Consider the following 19,279-nt stretch of genomic DNA (forward strand, 5'->3'; position numbering starts at 1 on the left):
TTAGATAAATAAGAAATTTAAGTAAAAAAAGGATTTTAAAACTTTTTATAGAAATATATCTAATATAAAGCAACTGGAGGTGAAGTGAAATGACAATCACAGACGTTAGAATCAGAAAAATAGCAACTGAAGGAAAAATGAAGGCTATAGTTTCTGTAACTTTTGATAATGAATTTGTTGTTCATGATATTAAAGTCATTGAAGGACAAAATGGATTATTCATTGCAATGCCAAGCAGAAAGACACCAGATGGAGAGTTTAAGGATATAGCACATCCTATAAACACTGACACAAGAGAAAAAATGCAATCTTCTATATTAGCAGCTTTTGAAGAGGCTATGAAAGAAGATTTAAATGTTGTAAACGAATAATTAGTAAAATAAAAGGGGGATAACACTCCTTTTATTTTTTTGCTTAAATTAATAAAGTATATTATTCTGTCAAAGGTTGAAATAATTATTCTTATGAAATATAATATATAAGAATGTACACGAACGTTTTTGGATAAAATAAAAATTTTGTCCTTGATTTATAAAAGAGGTGAATTTATGTATAAATGTGCTTTAATCTTAGCAGCTGGGCAAGGGACTAGAATAAAATCAGACTTACCAAAAGTTTTACATAAAGCTTGTGGAAAAGAAATGGTTAATCATGTAATCGACACTTTAAGAAAAGCTGATATTGCAGATATTAACGTAATAATTGGTAAAGGCTCAGAATTGGTTAAAGAAAAGACTTCATCAAGAGAAGTAAGCTACTCTCTTCAAGCAGAACAATTAGGAACAGGACACGCGGTAAAATGCGCTATAGACTTCTTAAAAGATAAGAAGGGAACAGTTGCTATTTTCTGTGGAGATGCACCATTAATTAAAGAGGAAACAGTAGTTAGCTTATTTGAAGAGCATAACTCAAATAATAATACAGCAACTCTTTTAACTTCAATTTTAGATGATGCTACTGGGTATGGAAGAATCATAAGAGATGGAAATGAAGTATTAAAAATAGTTGAACATAAAGATTGTAACGAAGAAGAATTAAAAGTTACAGAAATGAATGCAGGTGTATATTGTTTTGATATAGAAAAATTATTAGAAGCTTTAAATAAATTATCTAATAATAACTCACAAGGGGAGTATTATTTAACAGATGTTATAGGAATACTTAAATCTGAAGGAGAAAAAGTTGGCGCTGTAGTGATAGACTTTGAAGAAACTTTAGGTGTTAATTCAAGAGCTCAATTAGCTCAAGTTGAGAGTATATTAAGAAAAAGAATAAATGCAAAGCATATGGATAATGGAGTAACTTTAATAGATCCAAATAACACTTATATTGGTGCTGACGTTATTATAGGAAAAGACACAATAATATATCCAGGTAACGTATTAGAAGGTAATACAGTTATAGGTGAAAGATGTATGCTATATCCAAATTCAAGAATAAATAATAGCACTATAGAAAATGATGTTGAAATTCAATCTTCAGTTATTTTAGATAGTAAAGTAGGAGAAAAAACTACTGTTGGACCATTTGCATATATTCGTCCAGATTCAGTTATAGGTAGTCATGTAAGAATTGGAGATTTCGTTGAAATAAAGAAATCAGTAATTGGTAACAATACTAAAGTATCTCACTTAACATATGTTGGAGATGCTGAAGTAGGAGAAAACTGCAACTTTGGGTGTGGTACAGTGACTGTAAATTACGATGGTAAGAATAAAAATAAGACTATAATAGGCAATAATAGCTTCATAGGATGCAATACAAACTTAATTTCACCAGTTAAAGTTGAGGATAATGCTTATATTGCAGCAGGATCAACTATAACAGATGATGTTAAAAGTGGAGAACTTGCAGTAGCAAGAGCCAAACAAAGAAATATTGCCGGTTGGGTGGATAAAAGAGGATTACTAAAGAAATAATTTAAATTAATATATATTTATTTTGTTTATAACTAAACTATGTAGAGCAAATTTTAAGGAGGTTCTTACACTTATGATAACGCATGGAAAGAGTATAAAGATATTTACAGGAAATTCTCACCCAGAATTAGCGAAGGAAATTGCTGATTTATTAGGTCTTCCACTAGGAAAAGCTAAGGTTTCTACTTTTAGTGATGGAGAAATATCTGTAGATATAAGTGAAACAGTAAGAGGATGTGATGTATTTATAGTACAATCTACAAGCTCTCCTGTTAACAATAACTTAATGGAACTTTTAATAATGATAGATGCATTTAAGAGAGCATCAGCAGGAAGAATTACAGCTGTTATGCCTTATTACGGATACGCAAGACAAGACAGAAAAGCAAAATCAAGAGATCCAATAACAGCAAAATTAGTTGCTGATATATTAACAGCAGCTGGAGCAGATAGAGTATTAACTATGGATTTACACGCAGCTCAAATACAAGGATACTTCAATATCCCAGTTGACCATATGTTAGGGTCACCAATATTAGCTAAGCACTTTGTTAATAAAGGATTTGCAGATCAAGATGACGTAGTTGTTGTATCTCCAGACTTAGGAAGCGTTACAAGAGCAAGAAAGTTTGCTGATAAATTACATGCTCCTATAGCTATAATTGACAAGAGAAGACCAAAGGCTAACGTTTCAGAAATAATGAACATAATCGGAGAAGTTGAAGGTAAGAGATGTATCTTAATTGACGATATGATTGATACTGCTGGAACTATAGCAAATGCAGCAAATGCATTAAAAGATTTAGGTGCAACTCACGTTTATGCTTGTTGTACTCATGGAGTATTATCAGGACCTGCATTTGAAAGAATAAATAACTCTGCTATCGAGGAATTAGTTATGTTAAATACTATTCCGCTACCAGAAAGAAATGATTTAGACAAATTCAAGGCACTATCTGTAGCACCTTTATTTGCCGAAGCAATAAAGAGAATTTACGATGATGAACCAATAAGTAAATTATTCGAAAACTAATAATTAAAGATAAAGAAAGAGGAGTTATTAAAAATAACTCCTTTTTTTATTAATATTGTGTAACAAATGTAAACTTTATGAGAAAACTATTATTGTTTAAATATTTATAGTATAAAATGTTTATAAGGGAAGGTGGAATTTCAAGTGGATGATAAGTTTGGAAAAGTTTTAGTTGTAGATGATGATACACATATAAATGAGTTAATTGATATGTATTTAAAAAGCTCGGGGTATGAGACAAAGCAATGCTTCAACGGAGTAGATGCTTGTAATATTGTAAATGATCAAAATATAGGCTTAGTAATTTTAGATATTATGCTACCAGGTAAAGATGGAATGGAAGTTCTTAAACATATAAGAAAGACTTCAAACATACCAGTAATAATGCTTACAGCTAAAGGGGAAGTCTTTGATAAAGTGTTAGCTTTAGAACTTGGGGCAGATGATTATGTAGTAAAACCTTTTGATCCAAAAGAACTTATGGCCAGGGTTAAAGCTGTTTCAAGAAGATATACAGCACCAACTACAAATGAAGATTTATTAAAATTTAATGGATTGACTATTGATATTGGAGCTTATGAAGTTATTTATAAAGGAAACAATGTAAAATTGGCGCCTAAAGAGTTAGAATTACTTCACTTTATGGCTAGTAACCCTAATAAGGTATTTACAAGAGAGCAATTAATGTATGAAGTATGGGGATATGATTATCCTGGAGATTCAAGAACTGTTGATGTTCATATAAAAAGGTTAAGAGAAAAGATAAAAGGTGGAGAAGGCTGGGAAGTACAGACTGTTTGGGGTGTTGGCTATAAATTTGAGGTGAAGTAAGTTTGAAGAAAAAGAGTATAGTAATAAAACTAATAATAACTTTTGCCTCAATAACAGGTGGAGTACTAACTCTAGTTGGCCTTATATTAACTGTATGGATTAGTATGATCTATACTGAAGAAAGAATAGAAACTATAGATAAGCAAATATCTATAGTAGAAGAAACTGTAAGAGGGTATTTAAAACAAGAAAATGACTATGGTCAGGTTGAAAAAATATTAACTATGGCAAGCCTAGCAAGTAATACTGATGCAATAATAGTAGATAAGTTAGGATATGTTTATATAGTTTCAAATTCTAAGTATAATGATATGAAGTATACCAAGATTCAAATGCCCGAAAACGTTCAAACAAAAATTGATCAGAAGAAAAGGCATGGAAAAGCAGTTACATTATTTAAAAATGGTCAATTATTAACTTATGTTAAACCTATGTATTCAAATGGAGAGATAGATGGATATATAATTATGGTTCCTGATAGCTATTATGCTAGCAAGCACATAATGTGGATAATTTGGTTATCTATAGTATGTGCAATGATAATTTCAGGGTTAATTATAAATTATTTTGCAAAGAGATTGGTTGTTAAGCCTTTAGGTGAAATAAATAATGCAGCTAAAAGATTGACACAAGGACAGGTTAATGAAAGAGTTGAAGTAAGATCAAATGATGAAATTGGTCAATTAGCAGAATCTTTTAATATTATGGCTGAATCGTTAGAAAAGGTTGATAATACTAGAAAAGAATTTATATCAAATGTGTCTCATGAGTTAAGGTCTCCGATAACTTCTATAAAGGGATTCGTTGGAGGAATCTTAGATGGAGTTATTCCTAAGGATAAGGAAGCGTATTACTTTAAAATAGTATATGAAGAGATAAATAGACTTGCTAGATTGGTAAATGATTTGTTAGATATATCTGCAATGGAGGCTGGAAAGTTTAATCTGCAAAAGATTGATTTTGATATAAATGGAGTTATAAGTCTTTGCATATTAAATCTTGAAGGAAAGATTAAAAGTAAAGGATTAGATGTAAGGGCTATATTTGAAGAAAAACGAAATTATGTAATAGCAGATAGAGATAGAATAATTCAAGTTCTAACAAACCTTCTTGAGAATGCTATAAAATACAGCAATGATAATGGGCAGATTGAAGTAACTACATATACAAAGGGAGACAAGATATATATAAGTATATTTAATTCAGGGGAAAATATATCAAAAGAAGATTTAAACAATATCTGGGATAGATTTTACAAGAGCGATAAGTCAAGGACTAATAAGGTTAGTACAGGACTTGGGTTAGCGATAGTTAGATTGATTTTATCTCAACATAATGAAGATGTTTGGGTAAAAAACATAGATGGAAAAGGTGTTAAGTTTACCTTTTCTCTAAAAAGATCTGACTAAATAAAGTGCATTTGGAGGGGAGACAATGGTTCATAAGAATATTCCAGAAAAGAATTTAAAGAATAATGATGAGGAAAAAAGTTATAACATAAGCTTCAAAAAGAAAAGAACCAAATCAAGTATAAGATTTGGAGCGAAGCTTTTGACTTATTTAATTATTGCAGCAGTATCAGGAGCATTTTTTTCAAGAATAATGATAGATATTAAGTATGGGAATGCTATAAAAAGTATTGAGGAATTTGCTAGCGATGATATGATAATAACTGACTACACTAAGGTTATAGATGTTATAAACCCTTCAATTGTTACTATAGGAAACTCATCAGGAATATATAGTGGTGAAAGTTCAAGTAATACGACTGGAATAATTTTAGATGAATCAGGAAATATAATTACAAGTTATTCTCTTATAAAAGACTTTAAAGAAATTTTTGTAAAACTATCAGATGATAGTTCAGAACCTGTAAATGCAAAATTAGTTGTAAAAAGTGAAGATATAGATTTAGCAATAATAAAAGTAAAAACGGATGAAGAATTAACACCAGTGAAGTTTGCTGAAGACAATGATTTATTTATAGGGCAAGGTATAGCAGTGTTAGGAAATACAGAAGGTAAAGATGGTGTAGATACTGTTAGCCCGGGAATAATAACATCCATAGGGGAAGATACTAATGTACAAGGAAGACCTTATCAACTATTACAAATAAGTGCTCCTATAAATAAAAAAAATGGTGGAGGGCCTATTTGCAATTCGAAAGGTGAGGTTATAGGTTTAGCAAGCTATAATCTATCTCAAAGCAATAAAGATAGTGGATTCTATTATGGTATTCAAATAAAAGATTTGAAAATATTAATAAATTCAACTAATGCATTTAAAAGTGTATTAGGGGTAAATGAAGGTGGAATAATAGCAGATAAAAATACTGAATATAAGGGATTTTATGTGCAGGATTTAGATAAAAAGGGCAATGCTTATAAAGCTGGAATCAAACCAACAGATATAATATTAGAATTAGATGGTACTCCCATAATAACTGTAGACGATGCAACGTTAATACTTAGAAATAAAAAGTCTGGTGAAACTTTAAAGTGTAAGGTTTTAAGAGAAGGAATTATAGAAGAAGTAGATGTTAAAATAAATTAATACTTAAGCAAGAAAGAAGTGCAAAACACTTTAGTTACAAGTTAAGGGTGACAAGTGATAAGTTAAGAAATAAAATAAGCTATGTCTTATTTTGAAAAATTAAAGAAATTGTGAAACAATTTCAAATAAAACTTGTCAATTGTCATTTATAATTTGTCACTAAAAAGTTGTTTCGCACTTTTTTGTATTGAAAATAAAATATGTGATAAAACATAGTGATAAGATGGTATAATATAGAATAGGTCTATATGCTTAGGAGGAAATTATAAAATGTTTTTAATAGTAGGATTAGGAAACCCAGGAAAAGAGTATGCAGGAACTAGACATAATATAGGCTTTGAAGCTGTAGATTATATAGCTGATAAGTATAATATAGAATTAAATAGGATAAAATTTAAAGGTATATTTGGCGAAGGTATGATAAATGGTAAAAAGGTTATTTTACTTAAACCAACAACATATATGAACTTAAGTGGAGAGAGCATAAGAGAAGTAGTTAATTTTTATAAAATATCAAATGAAGATATAATTGTTATATATGACGATATAAGTTTAGAAGTTGGAAGATTAAGAATAAGAGAAAAAGGAAGTCATGGTGGTCACAATGGTATAAAGAGCATAATAGCCAATTTATCAAGTGATGTATTTCCAAGAGTTAAAATAGGAGTAGGAGGTCCAAAAGGTGACCTTGTTTCTCATGTATTAGGAAAGTTTTCAAATAGTGAAATAGAAGTTTTAAGAGAGTCTATAATGGCAACATCAGAAGCAGTTGCTACTATTTTATCAAGAGATACAAAAGAGGCCATGAATAAATTCAATGGGTTTAAGGCAAGTGCCATAAGTGATTAAGGAAGGTGTATTTTGATGAGATTAGAGGGGCTAATGAAACCCTTACGAGATAATGAAGAATTTAACCATTTATTAGGATGCATGAATAAGGGACAATATCCGTTAAGTGCTTATGGATTATCAGAGTCGGGTAAAAGTTACTTAATAAATGGTATTTTTGAAAATAGAGAAAACTCTATAGTTATAGTTACTCATAATGATATTGAAGCTAAGAATTTATATGAAGATTTAAGCCTTTACTCAACGGAAGTTTATTACTTCCCGGTGAGAGAAGTTGTGTTTTACAACATAGATGCTATTTCTGGAGATTTAAGGTGGGCTAGGTTAAAAGTTATTAAGGAAATTTTACAAAATAGAGATAAAAAGATAGTTATAACTTCTATTGATGCGTTAACATCTTTATATACTCCAAGGGAGTACTACTTTAATTATAGTATGAATATTTCACAAGGGTCTGAATTAGATCTGAAGGGTTTATCTAAAAAATTAACAGAGTGTGGATACGAAAGAGTTGAATCTGTAGAAGGAAAAGGTGAATTCTCTTATAGAGGAGGGATACTAGATGTATTCCCTCCTACGTCTATATATCCTTATAGAATTGAGCTTTTCGGAGATGAGGTAGACTCTATAAGAACATTTAATACTGAATCTCAACGTAGTATAGAAAAGATAAAGAGTTTTGATATATTCCCTGCGAAAGAGATAATAATAAATTCTGAAGTTCAAGAAAAAGCTAGTGAAAAAATAAAAGAAGAGCTAAACAATATATTAGATAACGCTAGTAAAAATGATAACGAGAGAATTGAGAAGTTAACTAATATTGTTAGAAAGAACTTAGAAGCTTTAAAGGAAAGTTATACTTTTGAAACAGTAGATAGTTATTTACCTTATTTTTATGATAAGCCAGAAAGTCTTTTTGATTATTTAGAAGACTACCTATTTGTTGTAGATGATATTAAAAGATGTAACGGTAAAATAGATAGTATATACTATGAGTTTAATGAAAATTATACTGCATTCCTTCAAAGAGGAGATATATTACCGTCTCAAAATAAATTATTATTAGATAAAGAAGATTTTTCTATAAAGCTTAATAGAGAAAATGTAATTACGATAAATACATTTTTAGAAAATACTGATTTAATATCAACTTATGAAGATATAGGGTTTAGCCAGGTAACATTAAGTCATTACCATGGGCAACTTGATTTATTAATAGATGATATTAAAGATAAAAAGAATAAGGGTTATAGAACTGTTATCTTATCAGGTACAAGGGTAAGAGGAGAAAGATTAGTTGAAACGTTAAGAGATAGAGAAGTTGAAAGTGTTTATAGAGATATAATAGAAGATATTAAACCTGGTGAAGTTGTAATTACTTTTGGTAATCTTCTAAAAGGATTTGAATATCCAGATTTAAATTTATGTGTAATTTCAGATAAAGAAGTATTTGGAGAAGCAAAAAGAAAGCTTACTAAAAAAGTAGCACAAAGAAAAGGTGTTTCAAAAATACGAAGCTTTGCCGAGTTAAAGCCTGGAGATTATGTAGTACATGCTAATCATGGAATTGGTGTATTTAAGGGAATTAAGCAGATAGAAGTAGCTGGGAGCACTAGAGATTACTTAGATATAGTTTATGATAAAGGTGATAAATTATATGTTCCAGTTGATCAATTGGATTTAGTTCAAAAGTACATTGGAAGTGAAGGGAAAACTCCAAAGGTAAATAAACTTGGAGGAGCTGAATGGCAAAAAGCCAAAGCTAAAGTAAGAAAATCTATAAATGAAATTGCAGAAGATTTAGTGAAGTTATATGCAGCTAGATCTACTTTGAGTGGGTATAAATATGCCAAAGATACTGAGTGGCAAAGGCAATTTGAAGATGAGTTCCCATATGAGGAAACTCCAGACCAATTAACATCTTTAGAGGAAATAAAGCATGATATGGAATCAGATAAGCCTATGGATAGATTGCTTTGTGGAGATGTTGGTTATGGAAAGACAGAGGTTGCTATAAGAGCAGCTTTCAAGGCTGTTATGGATGGAAAACAAGTAGCGTTCTTAGTTCCTACAACGATATTAGCTGAACAGCATTATAAGAATTTTATTAAGAGATTCTCTGACTTTCCTGTTAAGATTGATATGATAAGTAGATTTAGAACTGCGAAGCAGCAAAAAGCTACATTGCAAGCATTGAAAGAGGGAAATGTTGATATATTAATAGGAACTCATAGATTAGTATCTAAGGATATAGTTTTTAAGGATTTAGGGTTATTAATAATAGATGAGGAGCAAAGATTTGGAGTTGCTCAAAAAGAGAAGATTAAAGGCTTAAAGAAAAATATTGATGTTTTAACATTAAGCGCAACGCCAATCCCTAGAACTTTACATATGTCTTTGACAGGTGTAAGGGATATTTCCGTTATCGAAACTCCTCCAGAAGAAAGATATCCTATTCAGACATATGTAGTGGAACAAAATGATCAATTAATAAGAGATGCAATATTAAGAGAAATAGGTAGAGATGGGCAAGTTTATTTTGTTTATAACAGAGTAGGCACAATTCAAGATATGGCAAACTATATTAAAGATTTAGTTCCAGAATGTAAAGTAGGAATAATTCATGGGCAAATGACTGAAAAAGAGTTAGAAAAAGAAATGATTGCTTTTATGAATAAGGAGTACAATGTACTCGTATGTACAACAATCATAGAAACGGGAATAGATATTCCAAATGTTAATACTATGATAGTCCATGATTCAGATAAGATGGGCTTATCACAACTTTATCAATTAAGAGGAAGAGTTGGTAGATCTAATAGAATTGCATATGCATACTTTATTTATACTAAGGATAAGGTATTAACTGAAGTTGCAGAAAAAAGATTAAAGGCACTTAAAGATTTCACAGAGCTTGGATCAGGATTTAAAATTGCAATGAGAGACTTAGAGATAAGAGGTGCTGGGAACATGATGGGATCATCCCAACATGGGCATATGGCAACTATAGGATATGATTTATATTGTAGAATGCTAGAAGATACAGTAAAGCTTATTAAAGGTGAAATTGATAAGGAACCAGTAGAAACTACAGTTGATATAAAGGTAGATGCTTATGTTCCTTCAAGATATATAGAAGATGAAATACAAAAAATAGAAGTATATAAAAAGATTGCAGCTATAAGTAATATTGAGGATTATGAATATATTAAAGAAGAATTAGAAGATAGGTATTCCAATATTCCAGAAGCTGTTTATAATCTTATGGATATAGCTTATATCAAGAGCTTAGCTAAGTCGTTATCTATAGAGGAGATAAAAGAAATGCCTAAGGAGATTAGGTTTAAGTTTGTGGCAGATTTTAGGGGTTATAACAATATTTATAAAGTTTTACTAAAGCAATTTAAGGAAAATGTAGTATTATACTTTGGAGAAGTTCCATCATTTGCAATTAAGTTAAACACAATAAAGAAGGAAGAAGCATTGAATTTCTATAAAGAAATGCTTATAAAAATAATTCAAAATTCATAGAAAAATCAGATGGTAAAGTTTGAATAAAAAGAATATTATTGATATACTAGTAAAGATGAATAATAACTATAATATGTAAAGTGAGGGAAATGATTTGAGAAGTATAAAAAGAATAGTACTTGCTGCAGTAGTCGCAACAATGGCTTTCTCTATGGCAGGATGTAAGTTAATACAAAAGACTCCAGAAGCTATACAAAACACTGTTTTAGCTAAGGTTGGAAGTGAAAAGATAACTTTAGGTGATGTTGATGCGGAGTTAAAAGCTGACATTGATTACTTAAAAGAGACATATGGTGATGATTTTGAATCAAAGATAGATGATGAGCTTAAAGCTAAATTAAAAGAAGTAAGACAACAAGTTTTAAATGCATTAGTAGAAGAAAAAATACTTTATTTAGAAGCTGAAAAGAAAGGCTTAGTTCCAACTCAAGAAGAGCTAGATAAGGAAGTTGCTGAAAGAACAGCTGAAATCCAAGAAGCTTGGGGTGGTGAGGAAGCATTTGCACAAGCTAAAGAATACTATGGATATACTGATGAGACTTTTAAAGCATTTTTAGAAGATCAAGTAGTAATTCAAAAAGTTAAAGATGAAATGTTTAAAGATATTAACATAACTGACGACCAAATAAACAAATACTACGAAGAGCATAAAGATGAGTTTGTAAACTACGGGCAAGCAGACTCAAGACATCTATTATTCAAAACAGAAGAAGAGGCAAAGGCTGCAAGTGACAAGATAAAGAGTGGAGAAACAACTTTTGATGCTTTATTTAAAGAATACGAAGGAAATAAAGCAAAATCTACAGCTACAGATGCAACAGAAGAGGATAAGGCTCTACCTATATCTGAAGATTTAGGAACTGTTTCTCATAATCAACAAAACTTCGACCCTTTATTCTTAGAAGGTTTAAAGCCACTTAAAGAAGGTGAAGTTTCTGAACCAGTAAAATCAAGCTTTGGATATCATATAATAGAAGCTACTAATGTTACTGAAACTACTCCTAAGGAATTTAATGATGAATTAAAAGCACAAATAAAGACAACTTTAGAAAATGAAGAAAAGAAGAGTATATATGAAACTCAATTAGATTCATTAGAAAAAGAATATAAAGTGAAAACTTACGAAAATAGACTTTAATTTAAATAAAATATAATTAAAATTCAGAGAATAAAATTATTCTCTGAATTTTTTTATTATAAAAATATATTAAAACAAGTTAACATTAGTTTTCTTGCCAGAGAATTGAATTAATTCCTCTTTAATTAGATAAGGATAAATATTGGGTATATGTGTATAAAATTTCTAATAACTCAAATAATAATATTGCAGTAAGATATTTATAATTATATAAGGAGGTAACTCAAAGTAATGAAAGCAACAGGAATTGTTAGACGTATCGATGATTTGGGAAGAGTGGTTATACCAAAAGAAATAAGAAGAACTTTAAGAATAAGAGAGGGAGATCCGCTAGAGATATTTACCGATAGAGAAGGTGGAGTAATTCTTAAAAAATATTCTCCAATAGGAGAGTTAACAGATTTTTCCAAGGAATATGCTGAAAGTTTACAAGGATCAATTGGACATATTGTGCTAATTGCGGACAAAGATACATTTATATCAGCAAGTGGAGCTCCTAAAAAGGATTATCTAGAAAGAAAAATAAGTTCTGAGTTAGAAAATATTATGGATGATAGAAAAGCCGTTATAATTACAGAACAAAACAAGACAATCCCTCTACATAATGATGAGGATGAAAAGTTATATTCAAATCAAGTTATAGCACCTATAATTGCTGAAGGAGATGCAATAGGAGCTGTAATGATACTATCAAAAGAAGATGGTGAAAAATTCACTGATCTTGAACTAAAGCTTGCAGAAACAGCTGCTGCTTTTTTAGGAAAACAAATGGAACAATAAACTTGTTTTTTAAAAAGTGCAATTGTAAAAAATTAAACTTAAAAAATAAATTAGTAATAATACCTCTAAACTTAAAATAATAATTATTATTAGTGATAAATAACTTTATAGGTTTGGGGGTATTTTATGAAAAAACAATCTTTGATTAAAGGAAGTATAATTCTAGGAGCTGCTGGTATGATAGCAAAGTTCTTAGGATTATTTTTTAGATGGCCACTTATAATATTAATAGGTGATGAGGGAATAGGATATTATCAATTATCTTATCCGTTATATATGTTTTTTGTAGCTATGGCATCAGGAGTGCCTGTAGCTATGTCTAAGATAATATCGGAAAAAAATGCAGTAGGAGATATAGAGGGTACCTACGAAGTGGTTAAAGAATCAACTTATTTAATGTTATTACTAGGAATAGGAACATCATTTATATTATTTTTCTTTGCAAAACCTATAATATCTTTCTTGAAGTGGGATGCAAAATCATATTATGCTTTAATAGGAATCTCATTTGCGCCTATAGTAGTCTCTATTATGACTATTTTTAGAGGCTTTTTTCAAGGGCTGCAAAATATGACTCCATCAGGGGTTTCACAAATATTAGAACAAATAGGCAGAGTAGTTATAGGAGTTGGACTAGCATTTATATTACTTCCAAAAGGGATAGAGTTTTCAGCAGGAGGAGCAGCTTTTGGGGCAGCAGCAGGAGGAACTATAGCATCTATATACTTATATATTAAATATAGAAAAGTAAGAAATAGTATGGGTATACGTAAAATAAGGACAAACACTGAGGTGTTAAACCAAATATTAAAAATGGCTATTCCTATATCAATAGGTGCTACAGTAGGAACAATAATGAATTTGATTGATGCTATATTGGTACCACAAAAGCTTATAGAGTCTGGTGTAGTAGATGCAACTGCTTTATATGGACAGTTGACAGGTAAAGCGGCAGTACTTGTCAATATACCTTTAACATTATCTATGGCTATATGCACATCTTTGATACCAATAATAGCAGAGAACTATGTGTTAAGAAAGAAAGTAGAATTGCAAAATAAGACCAACTTGGCAATGAAACTATCAGTAGTAATAGCTTTTCCTTGTACAGTAGGCTTGTTTTGTTTAGCTGGACCAGTTATGAAACTACTATTTTTTAAAGCTTATGATGGGTATGAGATTTTAAAATATCTTTCATTATCTATACCATTTATAATCGTGACACAAACTACGACATCTATATTACAAGGGACAAACCATTATATTAGACCAGTTATAAACCTTTTTATAGGATGTGTAGTAAAAGTAATATTAACTATGTTTTTAGTTCCAATTCCACAGATAAATATATTTGGGGCAGTTATAGCTAGTATAGCTGCATATGTAACTGTTACAATACTTAATATAATTGCTTTAAAGAGGAAAATAAAAACAAAGTTAGATGTATATGATGCTATGATTAAGCCATTATTAGCATCATTAATAATGGGAATGGTTGTAACTTTAACGTATATTTTTGCTATGGGACGAACAAATAATAATAGTATTTCTTGCTTATTATCAATATTTGTGGGTATTATTATATATATAATAGCTATTTTAGTTTTTAGAGTTTTTAGTATAAATGAAATTAAAAATAGGGTAGTTAGAAAATGATTTGTAAGGAGAGTACTATATGATAAAAATAGTAGGGTTAGGGCCTGGTGCACCAGAAGCATTAACTATTGGAGCAGTAAAAACTTTAGAAGAAAGTAATAATTTATATTTTAGAACAGAGAAACATCCTACAGTAGATTATTTAAAAGATAGATTAAAGACGTTTAAAACTTGCGACAATTATTATGAAGAAGGTAGTAGCTTTGATGAGGTTTATCAAAACATAGCTAAAGATATCATAGAGGAATATAAGAAAACAAAAGAATTAGTTTATGCAGTTCCTGGACATCCATTAGTAGCTGAGAGATCGGTTTTAAACATAATAGAGTTATGTGATAAGAATAATATTGAATATTCTATATTACCAGCAGTTAGCTTTATTGATGCTATGATGGATAGACTAAAGATTGATCCTATAGAAGGATTGAAGGTAATAGATGCTTTTGATATAAAGAATCAAATATTAGATAAAAGAATAGGAACGATAATAACTCAAGTGTATAATGGGCTAATAGCTTCTGAAGTTAAATTAGAATTATTAGAACACTATAATGATGATACTGAGATAATATACGTAAGAGCAGCGGGAATAGAAGGTCAAGAATCTATAAGAAGAATTCCGCTTTATGAATTAGACATGCAGGAAGATATAGATTATTTAACATCTGTATATATTCCTAAGGATTTAAATAACAAAAAAGATTTCTATGATTTCTTAAATATTATAGAAACTTTAAGAGGAGAAAATGGGTGTCCTTGGGATAGAGAGCAAACTCATGAAAGTATAAAAAATAATCTTTTAGAAGAGTGCTATGAAGTAGTTGAAGCTATTGATGAAGATGATATAGATTCGTTAATAGAAGAACTAGGAGATGTACTTTTACATGTGGTTTTCCATGCTACAATAGGAAAAGAAGATGGATATTTTAATATTAATGATATAATAGAAAGTGCTTCTAAGAAGATGATTTATAGACATCCTCATGTTTTTAAGGATGATAATGTAGAAACATCAGAAGAGGTTTTAGTAAATTGGGAAGAACTAAAGAAAAAAGAAAAGGAATATAACACTATATCTGATGAAATAGATGGTATAGCTAAAACTTTACCTGCGTTAACAAAGGCTCATAAGGTTCAGAAAAAGGTTGCTAAAGTTGGCTTTGATTTTGAGGATGTAAATGAGGCGGCAACAAAGGTAGAGGAAGAATTAAAAGAAGTTTTAGATGTATATAAATCCAATAATAGGGAAAAGATAATAAATGAGGTCGGAGATTTGATATTTGCCTGTGTTAATGTTTCTAGAATGTTAAGTGTTGATGAAGAGGAGGCTCTAAATGCTAGCATTAAGAAATTTTCAAAGAGATTTTCTTTCATTGAGAAAAACATTTTAGATTCAGGTAAAAACATAGATCAGGTATCTCTTGCTGATATGAATAAACTATGGGAAGAAGCTAAAAATTTTGATTAACAAAAGAGGAATTGTTTTATAAATATTTAAAGTTTTCATAATAAATATTATAGATTAATAAATTAGGTGCTAAATTACATGAAAATGATGTAATAAATATATTTTTATAGTAAAAAAACCATATTTCTATAGACTAGCAAAGAAAGTGGAGATATAATAGGTAAATGTAGTATAGTACATAATACGGTAGTTTACTACCAAACTACAACTGTTTATTTAAGGAGGATGTAATCGTGAATAAAGCAGAATTAATTACTAAAATGGCAGAAAAAAGCCAATTAACTAAGAAAGATGCTGAAACAGCTTTAAAGGCTTTCGTTGAATCAGTTCAAGAAGCTTTAGAAAATGGTGAAAAAGTTCAATTAGTTGGATTTGGTACTTTTGAAACTAGAGAAAGAGCTGCTAGAGAAGGAAGAAATCCAAGAACTAAAGAAGTTATAAGCATCCCTGCATCTGTAGTTCCAGTATTCAAAGCAGGAAAAGAATTTAAAGAAAAAGTTAACAAGTAGTAGTAAAAACCCGAGATTACTCGGGTTTTTATAATATCTATATATATTTAAAAGGAGAGTTAAATTATGAGATTAGATAAATATTTAAAGGTTTCTAGAATAATAAAGAGAAGAACGGTAGCTAAAGAAGCTTGTGAAGGTGGAAGAGTTTCTATAAATGATAAAGTTGCTAAGCCATCTACAGTTGTAAAAGAGGGAGATATAATAGAAATAGCTTTTGCAACTAGAAGCCTTAAAGCAAGAATAGTAAACATTGCTGAACATGTAAGAAAAGAAAATGCAAAAGCAATGTATGAGATATTAGAAGGCGAAGAGGATAAAGAATAAAATAGACTACTTACTCATATATTTTAAACAAGAAGTATATGGGGGAGTAGGTATGGAAAAAAAGGATGTAAGCAAAATAGAAGAAAATAAAGGAAATCTAGTTCTAGAAAATAGAAAGAGATTGACACTTTCAGGAGTAGTGGAAGTAATAAGTTTTGATGAAGAAAAGATATTACTAAATACGAAATTAGGAGCGCTAACTATAAAAGGAAATGAGTTAAAAATGAATAAACTAGATGTCCAAAATGGTGATGTGACAATAGTTGGAGATGTATGGTCTATGGTGTATAGTGGTAAAGAAATGAAAAAAGAAAAAGAAAGTATAATCGGAAGGCTATTTAAGTAATAGATTATGCCACTGTCAACAAGTGCACAGTTTAATATAATTTTATATTCAATATTAGCAGGGATATTAACTGGTGCTATGTTTGATATATATAGAATTATAAGAGGCAGTAAAGTTCCTAAAATAATAATTGTAATTGAAGATATGTTATTTTGGATTTTAGCTGCCTTAGTGGTATTTTGTTTCTTACTATACACCAATTATGCATTTTTAGGAGCATATGTATACTTATTTATGCTCGCAACATTATTTGTTTACTTAAAGTTAGTTAGTCCAATTTGTCTAAAATTTGAGATTAGTATATTAAATTTTTTAGGAAAAGTGTCAAGAATACTATTTAAGAATATAGTATATCCTTTCAAAATTATATTTTATAACATTATGGGAAAAAATAATTAAGGGTAGAAGCTATAACTTATGTAAAAATGACTTGAATAAAATATGTAGAGTGTTTAAAATATAGATATAGATTATTAAAAAGAGGGTTCTATATTTATGAGGAAAAAGATAACCTTGAGAGGTATAGTAATTATTGTTCTGTTTTTAGTGTTTGGTTTTAATGTTGTAAAGCAGACTATGGCAATAAAAAGAATAAATAATGATATAGCAGAAAAAAGTGAACAACTCAATGAAAAGAAAGAAGAAAATAGGAAGCTACAAGCTGAGTTAGAAAGGGTACAATCAAATTATGATTACCTAGAAAAACTAGCGAGAGAAAGACTTGGACTTATTAAGGAAGGTGAACAAATAATACTTCCTTCAGAGCCACAAGAATAATATGATTAACATAGCACTAAAAAGGTTATTATTAATAATGACATATATTTATTTAAAATTTAAGGAGGATTCTTTGTAGCATGACATTAGCGGCAGGAAAAATATTAGAAGGTACAGTGGTTAATATCACAAATTTTGGAGCGTTTGTAGAAATAGAAGGAAAAACTGGATTAGTTCATATTTCAGAGGTTGCAGATTCTTTTGTAAAGGACATAAGAGAACATCTTAGTGAGCAAGATAAAGTAAAAGTAAAAGTTATCTCAATTGATGATAATGGAAAGATCAGCTTATCTATTAAACAAGCTAATGTTAAGAAGAAATCAGTAAAGCCTGTAGAAGTTGAATGGGGCACAGAAAAGAAGAAAGCTAATACAGCTAATTTCGAAGATATAATGTCTAGATTCTTAAAAGATAGTGAAGAAAGACAACAAGATTATAAGAAGAATCAAGAATTCAAAGGCAGAAGTAAAAAAAGCTTCTAATTAGAAGTTTATAGATTATATATAAATAATAAAGATTGTGTAAAGACAGTCTTTATTTTTTTATATAATAGTTATGTTATGAGGAAATTTCAAAAAAATATAACTTGTAAGTATATAATTAGGTTAATAAATTAATAGAAATATGGCTATTATATATTTAAGAAGTGGCTATATTACTGGATTTATAAGATGCTATTTAGAGATATTTCTGTATAAAAGAGATAAAAAATAAAAAAAAACAAAAAATATGTTGACAGTATAATAATCATGCTATATAATTAATTTTGTCGTCAGGCGGCGACAACAAAACGTGCTGAAGTGGCGGAACAGGCAGACGCACAGGACTTAAAATCCTGCGGTAGCGATACCGTACCGGTTCGATTCCGGTCTTCAGCACCAAAGTAAACTAAATTCAACTTTTAATATCGCGGGGTGGAGCAGTTGGCAGCTCGTCGGGCTCATAACCCGAAGGTCGTAGGTTCAAGTCCTGCCCCCGCAACCAAAGATGGCGGAATAGCTCAGCTGGCTAGAGCACTCGGTTCATACCCGAGGTGTCGTAGGTTCAAGTCCTATTTCCGCTACCAAATACGCTGAAGTGGCGGAACAGGCAGACGCACAGGACTTAAAATCCTGCGGTAGCGATACCGTACCGGTTCGATTCCGGTCTTCAGCACCAAGTTGAATTTAGTTTAATAATATCGCGGGGTGGAGCAGTTGGCAGCTCGTCGGGCTCATAACCCGAAGGTCGTAGGTTCAAGTCCTGCCCCCGCAACCAAAATGTGGCGGAATAGCTCAGCTGGCTAGAGCACTCGGTTCATACCCGAGGTGTCGTAGGTTCAAGTCCTATTTCCGCTACCAGATACGCTGAAGTGGCGGAACAGGCAGACGCACAGGACTTAAAATCCTGCGGTAGCGATACCGTACCGGTTCGATTCCGGTCTTCAGCACCAAGAGTTAAAACTAAGTTTTAACTCTTTTTTATTTTGAAAATGTTTTTGAGTAAGGTCTCACTTTTGTGAGATTTTTTTTTATTCAAAAAATATTATATGAATTTATTTAAGAAAGTATTACAATAATTAA

The 19,279-nt window shown here is 30.4% G+C and carries 18 protein-coding genes and 7 tRNA genes; all 25 read left to right on the plus strand.

Annotation, left to right across the window (positions count from 1 at the left end):
• The first annotated feature begins 89 nt into the window (after nt 1-89).
• Nucleotides 90-371: a septation regulator SpoVG gene (spoVG, locus tag H8S20_RS13770; protein WP_032116925.1), complete on the plus strand. Its 282-nt coding sequence runs from the start codon at nt 90-92 to the stop codon at nt 369-371.
• A 177-nt stretch (nt 372-548) separates the two neighbouring features.
• A complete protein-coding gene (gene glmU, locus H8S20_RS13775; protein ID WP_032116926.1) occupies nt 549-1,919 on the plus strand; it encodes a bifunctional UDP-N-acetylglucosamine diphosphorylase/glucosamine-1-phosphate N-acetyltransferase GlmU in 1,371 nt (456 codons plus the stop codon).
• 73 nt (nt 1,920-1,992) lie between these two features.
• Nucleotides 1,993-2,952 carry a ribose-phosphate diphosphokinase gene (locus H8S20_RS13780; RefSeq protein WP_032116927.1) on the plus strand — a complete coding sequence of 320 codons (960 nt, stop codon included), beginning with the start codon at nt 1,993-1,995 and terminating at the stop codon, nt 2,950-2,952.
• A 144-nt stretch (nt 2,953-3,096) separates the two neighbouring features.
• On the plus strand, nt 3,097-3,783 hold the full coding sequence (locus tag H8S20_RS13785) for a response regulator transcription factor (RefSeq protein WP_186860483.1): 687 nt from the start codon (nt 3,097-3,099) through the stop codon (nt 3,781-3,783).
• Between the two features lie 2 nt (nt 3,784-3,785).
• Nucleotides 3,786-5,192, plus strand: a complete 1,407-nt coding sequence (locus H8S20_RS13790; protein ID WP_032116929.1) for a sensor histidine kinase — start codon at nt 3,786-3,788, stop codon at nt 5,190-5,192.
• A gap of 25 nt (nt 5,193-5,217) precedes the next feature.
• On the plus strand, nt 5,218-6,336 hold the full coding sequence (locus H8S20_RS13795; RefSeq protein WP_186860484.1) for a S1C family serine protease: 1,119 nt from the start codon (nt 5,218-5,220) through the stop codon (nt 6,334-6,336).
• Between the two features lie 270 nt (nt 6,337-6,606).
• The gene (gene pth, locus H8S20_RS13800; RefSeq protein WP_032116931.1) at nt 6,607-7,185 is read left to right on the plus strand and encodes an aminoacyl-tRNA hydrolase; all 579 of its coding nucleotides are present in this window, start codon (nt 6,607-6,609) and stop codon (nt 7,183-7,185) included.
• Nucleotides 7,186-7,200: 15 nt separating this feature from the next.
• A complete protein-coding gene (gene mfd, locus H8S20_RS13805) occupies nt 7,201-10,716 on the plus strand; it encodes a transcription-repair coupling factor (RefSeq protein WP_186860505.1) in 3,516 nt (1,171 codons plus the stop codon).
• 94 nt (nt 10,717-10,810) lie between these two features.
• Entirely contained in the window at nt 10,811-11,854 is a 1,044-nt protein-coding gene (locus H8S20_RS13810; protein WP_051986722.1) for a peptidylprolyl isomerase, read from the plus strand.
• Between the two features lie 231 nt (nt 11,855-12,085).
• Nucleotides 12,086-12,634: a stage V sporulation protein T gene (gene spoVT / locus H8S20_RS13815; RefSeq protein ID WP_032116933.1), complete on the plus strand. Its 549-nt coding sequence runs from the start codon at nt 12,086-12,088 to the stop codon at nt 12,632-12,634.
• Nucleotides 12,635-12,760: 126 nt separating this feature from the next.
• A complete protein-coding gene (locus tag H8S20_RS13820) occupies nt 12,761-14,290 on the plus strand; it encodes a putative polysaccharide biosynthesis protein (RefSeq protein WP_186860485.1) in 1,530 nt (509 codons plus the stop codon).
• 19 nt (nt 14,291-14,309) lie between these two features.
• The gene (yabN, locus tag H8S20_RS13825) at nt 14,310-15,758 is read left to right on the plus strand and encodes a bifunctional methyltransferase/pyrophosphohydrolase YabN (RefSeq protein ID WP_032116935.1); all 1,449 of its coding nucleotides are present in this window, start codon (nt 14,310-14,312) and stop codon (nt 15,756-15,758) included.
• A gap of 233 nt (nt 15,759-15,991) precedes the next feature.
• Nucleotides 15,992-16,267 carry an HU family DNA-binding protein gene (locus H8S20_RS13830; RefSeq protein WP_032116936.1) on the plus strand — a complete coding sequence of 92 codons (276 nt, stop codon included), beginning with the start codon at nt 15,992-15,994 and terminating at the stop codon, nt 16,265-16,267.
• 66 nt (nt 16,268-16,333) lie between these two features.
• Nucleotides 16,334-16,594 (plus strand): RNA-binding S4 domain-containing protein, encoded by a 261-nt coding sequence (locus H8S20_RS13835; protein WP_032116937.1) that lies wholly within the window; start codon nt 16,334-16,336, stop codon nt 16,592-16,594.
• A gap of 52 nt (nt 16,595-16,646) precedes the next feature.
• Nucleotides 16,647-16,940: a sporulation protein YabP gene (gene yabP / locus H8S20_RS13840; protein WP_032116938.1), complete on the plus strand. Its 294-nt coding sequence runs from the start codon at nt 16,647-16,649 to the stop codon at nt 16,938-16,940.
• A gap of 6 nt (nt 16,941-16,946) precedes the next feature.
• Complete coding sequence (gene yabQ / locus H8S20_RS13845; RefSeq protein WP_186860486.1) at nt 16,947-17,339, plus strand: spore cortex biosynthesis protein YabQ; 393 nt, start codon at nt 16,947-16,949, stop codon at nt 17,337-17,339.
• Nucleotides 17,340-17,435: 96 nt separating this feature from the next.
• Nucleotides 17,436-17,717 carry an FtsB family cell division protein gene (locus H8S20_RS13850; RefSeq protein ID WP_032116940.1) on the plus strand — a complete coding sequence of 94 codons (282 nt, stop codon included), beginning with the start codon at nt 17,436-17,438 and terminating at the stop codon, nt 17,715-17,717.
• 80 nt (nt 17,718-17,797) lie between these two features.
• Nucleotides 17,798-18,199 (plus strand): S1 domain-containing RNA-binding protein, encoded by a 402-nt coding sequence (locus H8S20_RS13855; protein WP_032116941.1) that lies wholly within the window; start codon nt 17,798-17,800, stop codon nt 18,197-18,199.
• A gap of 312 nt (nt 18,200-18,511) precedes the next feature.
• A tRNA-Leu gene (locus H8S20_RS13860) sits at nt 18,512-18,598 on the plus strand.
• A gap of 27 nt (nt 18,599-18,625) precedes the next feature.
• Nucleotides 18,626-18,701: transfer RNA gene (locus H8S20_RS13865), tRNA-Met, on the plus strand.
• Between the two features lie 5 nt (nt 18,702-18,706).
• A tRNA-Met gene (locus H8S20_RS13870) sits at nt 18,707-18,783 on the plus strand.
• 5 nt (nt 18,784-18,788) lie between these two features.
• Nucleotides 18,789-18,875 (plus strand) — tRNA-Leu (locus tag H8S20_RS13875).
• Nucleotides 18,876-18,898: 23 nt separating this feature from the next.
• Nucleotides 18,899-18,974: transfer RNA gene (locus H8S20_RS13880), tRNA-Met, on the plus strand.
• A gap of 6 nt (nt 18,975-18,980) precedes the next feature.
• Nucleotides 18,981-19,057: transfer RNA gene (locus tag H8S20_RS13885), tRNA-Met, on the plus strand.
• A 5-nt stretch (nt 19,058-19,062) separates the two neighbouring features.
• Nucleotides 19,063-19,149, plus strand: a tRNA-Leu gene (locus H8S20_RS13890).
• Nucleotides 19,150-19,279: the final 130 nt, after the last annotated feature.

The organism is Clostridium hominis (genome assembly GCF_014287825.1).
GTDB lineage: Bacteria > Bacillota > Clostridia > Clostridiales > Clostridiaceae > Clostridium > Clostridium hominis.

Coding starts and splice junctions, on each gene's coding strand:
- mfd (WP_186860505.1), top strand. CDS start 7,201: ATGAGATTAGAGGGGCTAATGAAACCCTTACGAGATAATGAAGAATTT.
- H8S20_RS13855 (WP_032116941.1), top strand. CDS start 17,798: ATGACATTAGCGGCAGGAAAAATATTAGAAGGTACAGTGGTTAATATC.
- H8S20_RS13795 (WP_186860484.1), top strand. CDS start 5,218: ATGGTTCATAAGAATATTCCAGAAAAGAATTTAAAGAATAATGATGAG.
- pth (WP_032116931.1), top strand. CDS start 6,607: ATGTTTTTAATAGTAGGATTAGGAAACCCAGGAAAAGAGTATGCAGGA.
- H8S20_RS13835 (WP_032116937.1), top strand. CDS start 16,334: ATGAGATTAGATAAATATTTAAAGGTTTCTAGAATAATAAAGAGAAGA.
- spoVT (WP_032116933.1), top strand. CDS start 12,086: ATGAAAGCAACAGGAATTGTTAGACGTATCGATGATTTGGGAAGAGTG.
- H8S20_RS13820 (WP_186860485.1), top strand. CDS start 12,761: ATGAAAAAACAATCTTTGATTAAAGGAAGTATAATTCTAGGAGCTGCT.
- H8S20_RS13850 (WP_032116940.1), top strand. CDS start 17,436: ATGAGGAAAAAGATAACCTTGAGAGGTATAGTAATTATTGTTCTGTTT.
- glmU (WP_032116926.1), top strand. CDS start 549: ATGTATAAATGTGCTTTAATCTTAGCAGCTGGGCAAGGGACTAGAATA.
- yabP (WP_032116938.1), top strand. CDS start 16,647: ATGGAAAAAAAGGATGTAAGCAAAATAGAAGAAAATAAAGGAAATCTA.
- yabN (WP_032116935.1), top strand. CDS start 14,310: ATGATAAAAATAGTAGGGTTAGGGCCTGGTGCACCAGAAGCATTAACT.
- yabQ (WP_186860486.1), top strand. CDS start 16,947: ATGCCACTGTCAACAAGTGCACAGTTTAATATAATTTTATATTCAATA.
- H8S20_RS13780 (WP_032116927.1), top strand. CDS start 1,993: ATGATAACGCATGGAAAGAGTATAAAGATATTTACAGGAAATTCTCAC.
- spoVG (WP_032116925.1), top strand. CDS start 90: ATGACAATCACAGACGTTAGAATCAGAAAAATAGCAACTGAAGGAAAA.